This window comes from Tissierella sp. (assembly GCF_052089545.1).
GTDB lineage: Bacteria > Bacillota > Clostridia > Tissierellales > Tissierellaceae > Tissierella_A.
The window spans coordinates 1-4,002 of sequence record NZ_JBQDAA010000211.1; the positions used below are offsets into that span (position 1 = coordinate 1).

6 protein-coding genes are annotated in these 4,002 nt (G+C 26.3%); 1 reads left to right on the plus strand and 5 read right to left on the minus strand.

Annotated features, from left to right (window positions below; genetic code table 11):
• Nucleotides 1-131: 131 nt before the first annotated feature.
• From gloA to ACTHW2_RS11675, 5 genes are all read right to left on the minus strand, one after another.
• The gene (gene gloA / locus ACTHW2_RS11655; protein WP_442264088.1) at nt 132-518 is read right to left on the minus strand and encodes a lactoylglutathione lyase; all 387 of its coding nucleotides are present in this window, start codon (nt 516-518) and stop codon (nt 132-134) included.
• Between the two features lie 59 nt (nt 519-577).
• Nucleotides 578-1,159 carry a YdcF family protein gene (locus ACTHW2_RS11660; protein WP_442264089.1) on the minus strand — a complete coding sequence of 194 codons (582 nt, stop codon included), beginning with the start codon at nt 1,157-1,159 and terminating at the stop codon, nt 578-580.
• A gap of 185 nt (nt 1,160-1,344) precedes the next feature.
• Nucleotides 1,345-1,749: a hypothetical protein gene (locus ACTHW2_RS11665; protein ID WP_442264090.1), complete on the minus strand. Its 405-nt coding sequence runs from the start codon at nt 1,747-1,749 to the stop codon at nt 1,345-1,347.
• Between the two features lie 151 nt (nt 1,750-1,900).
• On the minus strand, nt 1,901-2,056 hold the full coding sequence (locus ACTHW2_RS11670; protein WP_442264091.1) for a hypothetical protein: 156 nt from the start codon (nt 2,054-2,056) through the stop codon (nt 1,901-1,903).
• Between the two features lie 90 nt (nt 2,057-2,146).
• Complete coding sequence (locus tag ACTHW2_RS11675) at nt 2,147-3,280, minus strand: glycosyltransferase (protein WP_442264092.1); 1,134 nt, start codon at nt 3,278-3,280, stop codon at nt 2,147-2,149.
• A gap of 188 nt (nt 3,281-3,468) precedes the next feature.
• Here ACTHW2_RS11675 and ACTHW2_RS11680 point away from each other — a divergent pair.
• Nucleotides 3,469-4,002: rhodanese-like domain-containing protein (locus ACTHW2_RS11680; protein WP_442264093.1), on the plus strand; the 534-nt coding region annotated here is incomplete at its 3' end.

The following is a 4,002-nucleotide window of genomic DNA, read 5'->3' on the forward strand; positions in this document are numbered from 1 at the left end:
CAATGTAAATAAACGTAGTAAATATGCGAGTTGTAGAGTTCTGCAACGAGCTATCTATTAATTATAAAGGGAGGATTTTAATATCAAATATTTAAAAACATTACAATTATTACTATAAAGATCTTTTCTTTTTATGATTCTGCTCTTATAACTTCAACATCATATCCATCTGGGTCTGTTACAAAGTAAAATCTTGGTTTTTCTCCACTTAAACCCATTAGGTCAGTTACTTTATATCCCATTTTTTTATGTTCTTCTCTAGCCGCCTCTAAGTCTTCCACTTCAACAGCTATATGACTAAATCCATCACCTATTTCATAGGGCTTCTTAGTATCATAATTATATGTTAATTCTAATTCATAAGACCCTTTTTCATCCCCTAGAAACACTAATGTAAACTTGTCTTCTGGAAAGTCCTTTCTACTAGTTTCAACCAAGCCTAAAGCATCTTTATAAAATTTTAAAGATTTTTCTAGATCTAATACTCTTATACATGTATGAAGCATTTTAGTTTTCATCTTTTATATCCCCTTTAATATATTTATATATATTTATAACCTTTATCTTCTTATTTAAACTATTTATCTATTAAAATTGTCTTCACTAAAGCAAAGTATTCTCTTATATATGATAAAACTACAGTAGATGGAGGAACTTTAGCCGGAAGTCCATAGGCTTTAACACCTAGTTTTCTAGCTATAAGTTTTGATCTGAATATATGAAATTTACTTGTAACTATTAAAATCTCTGTATTGTTACTATTATCAGATTTTCTTATTTTATCTAAGCCAAATTTTATATTTTGAAATGTATTTATTGATTTATCTTCTAATATAATCCTTGAATCTTTTATACCATTTTTTATTAAATATTGCTTCATAGCTTTAGCCTCTGATATAATTTCATCATGCCCCTTCCCTCCTGTTACTATTACCTTTGTATTTTTATATTTTTTTAAATATTTTAATCCAGTTTTTAATCTTTCTGAAAGTATCGGTGAAGGTCTATCCCCATATAGTTTTGCACCTAATATAAAGATGTATTTAGACTCTTTTTTATACCTTTTATTTCCTTCTAATATTAAAATGCCCTCAACTATTATAAAAGAAATTATTAGGCTTAAAGCTATAAATATAAAAATCCAATTAGATATGTTCATATCTCATCCTCCATTACAAAACATCTTTAATAGTACATAGCAAATTATGACACGCTTAGGTTTTATATCTTATAAGTAAGAATCTGAAAAAAGCTTCTCTTAAACTTTACCTAGTTCTTTTCTTTTTATAATAAATCCCATCTTATCAAGAATATCTTCTATATCATTGTTTCTATCTAAATATCTTAAAATATGATAGCTTCTTTTAAATTTATATATTCATCTTCTATAAGTGTTTCTATGTTTTTGATTATCTCCATTTGTTCATTACTAGACTCAAATTTATCTAAACTTTCTTCTATTATATTTTTAGTACAATATATAAATTCTATATTTTCTTTGTTTTGTTCTTTTTCTTTCACTATATTTCTTATAAATTCTTCTTTATCAGGATCTGATATTGCAAATACTATATTTTTATTTGTCTCAATAATTGGAGCAATAGTATTTTCAATTAAAAAAACATTATTTAAATATTCTATATTTGACCTTGATATCATATCTTTATTTATTCTCAAATATATAGTTTTTCTTATTTTAGAAAGGGAAATAAGAATATTCTCTTCTGATACTATATTATCCTTTATCAAAATTTCACCAAGCCTTAAATTCTCATTTTTAGCTTTATCAAGAAAGTTTCTAAGTTCATTTTGAGTAATTAACTCTTCGTATAAAAGTATATCTCCAAGAGTTCTTCTAAATCCTTTTAGTGCAGTTTCATCTAAAAATTCATGATCTGTTTTATCCCAGGCTTGTTTTTTCTTCTTTTTTTTTCTTTTTAACTCTTTTGCGGAAAAGATTTATTCTCCAAGCTTTTATAGTAGCATGAAAGTTTATAATGTTTCCAATTACCATTCTAATTGGAAGTAATGGGGGAAATAGTACACTTAAAATCATACTTTTAAATCCATATACATTTTTTACAGCTCTACCTCTTAAAAATTGTCTTTGTATCATCATTATGGTTACAAATATCATAAGATACCATTAAATAGTATATTTAGGAAACATAAAAGGAGTATCAAAAAATATAGATATTATAAAATATGCAAATGCAAGATAGCCTGGTCCTAATAATAAATTACCAAACTTAGCTTTCCAGTCTTTATATAAACTGTATTGAGATACAATGGACAGTTTTTTACTCTTCATTATATCTTCTAATTTAAAGGATTCCATTGTTATACCATATATCCACCTAGTCTTTTGTTTTACTGCTGCTTTATAGGTATTTGGAAACCTACTTCTAGTAGCTATAAATTCTCTTACAACTCTTCCATCATCTTTTAATCTCTCAACTTCTTCTAGTGCGTAATGAAGATTAAAACCTTTCTCTTTAAGTTGAAGTGCTAATTTATAATCTTCAGTTAAGCTTCCAACTGGAAATACATTTGAATCCGAAAAGCTACCTATGACTTCTCTTGAAAGTGTAAATCCCGTTCCTGCTGATGGTACAAAAGAACCCATAGTATTCCTTGAAACAAGCATACTATAATGATTCTCTGCAAATTCATCAGCATATGTTCCTGAAATCATGTTTTTAAATATATTTTTTAATTTTGGCATTAATTGTAAAGGAAACACTGGCATTTGAATCGCTTCATGATAATTTAAAAGATAATTTTCAATTAGAAATTCATAAGGATGAACTAGATCTTCAGAGTCATGTATTACAAATCCTTTAAATCTAACATTTCTCTCTTTTTCATATCTTAAAATGTTTTTTATAACATTATTTATATTATCAGCCTTAGAACTCGGACCTTCTAAAACATGAACTATCTTGTGTACATTGTCATGTTTTTCAGATAACTTTTTTGCAATTTTCATTGTCCCTGGGTCATTTGGATATACTCCCAAAAATATATGATACATAGAGACTGGATAATGACTAGATTTTATTAAGTTTTCTATTACCTCCTCTAGCACATCTTCTTCATTGTAAGCTGCTACTATAACTGCCAAGAATCCTGGTATTGTATCTCTTAATTCTTTATAATTTAATTTATGGGTATTATTTTTTCTTTTTTTACTAAAAAAGTACTGTATGTCCCATACAAAGTCATCAATACTTATTAATATTAAAATAATAACAAATATAAGTCCAATATAATAAATCATTGTTTCTTCTCTCCTTAAAATTTATCTATCTATATATTATAATCCATATATAATATAAGTTTAAGATTATTTTTTTCTAATGTTTCATATTTACTCTTTATTTTAATTTTTTAAACAATTATGATATAATAATTTACTAATATATAAGATAATTTTATATTAAAATAAATTTAAAAGAAGGTAATAATTTGTTAGAAGTAAGTTACAAAGATATACAAAACGATAAAAACAACATACTAATAGATGTAAGAAGCCCAAAAGAATTTAATGAAGAAACTATACCAGGAGCAATAAATATACCAATATTTAGCAATGAAGAAAGAGAACTTATAGGAACTCTTTATAAAAAGGATAGTGTGGAAAAAGCTAAAAAAACTGGAATAGATATAGCTTCTAAGAAACTTCCATATATATATGAAGAGGTTGCAAATTTAGATAAAGATCACAGACAAATTTATATGTTTTGTTCTAGGGGCGGATTTAGAAGTAGCTCTTTGGCACCTCTGTTTCATTCCCTAAATATGAACGTTACAAAGCTTCATGGTGGATATAAGGAATATAGAGCCTTTATAAGAGAAGAACTACCTAAAATTTCAAAAAATCTAACTTTCGTAGTCTTATATGGAAATACAGGAACAGGTAAAACTCATATTTTAGAACACCTTAGAGAAAAAGGGATGAATGTATTAGATTTAGAAGGTTGTGCTAACCATAGAGGATCT

Excerpts from the sequence above, each read along its gene's own strand:
- ACTHW2_RS11660 (WP_442264089.1), bottom strand. The coding sequence starts at position 1,159 with ATGAACATATCTAATTGGATTTTTATATTTATAGCTTTAAGCCTAATA.
- ACTHW2_RS11675 (WP_442264092.1), bottom strand. The coding sequence starts at position 3,280 with ATGATTTATTATATTGGACTTATATTTGTTATTATTTTAATATTAATA.
- gloA (WP_442264088.1), bottom strand. The coding sequence starts at position 518 with ATGAAAACTAAAATGCTTCATACATGTATAAGAGTATTAGATCTAGAA.
- ACTHW2_RS11670 (WP_442264091.1), bottom strand. The coding sequence starts at position 2,056 with ATGATTTTAAGTGTACTATTTCCCCCATTACTTCCAATTAGAATGGTA.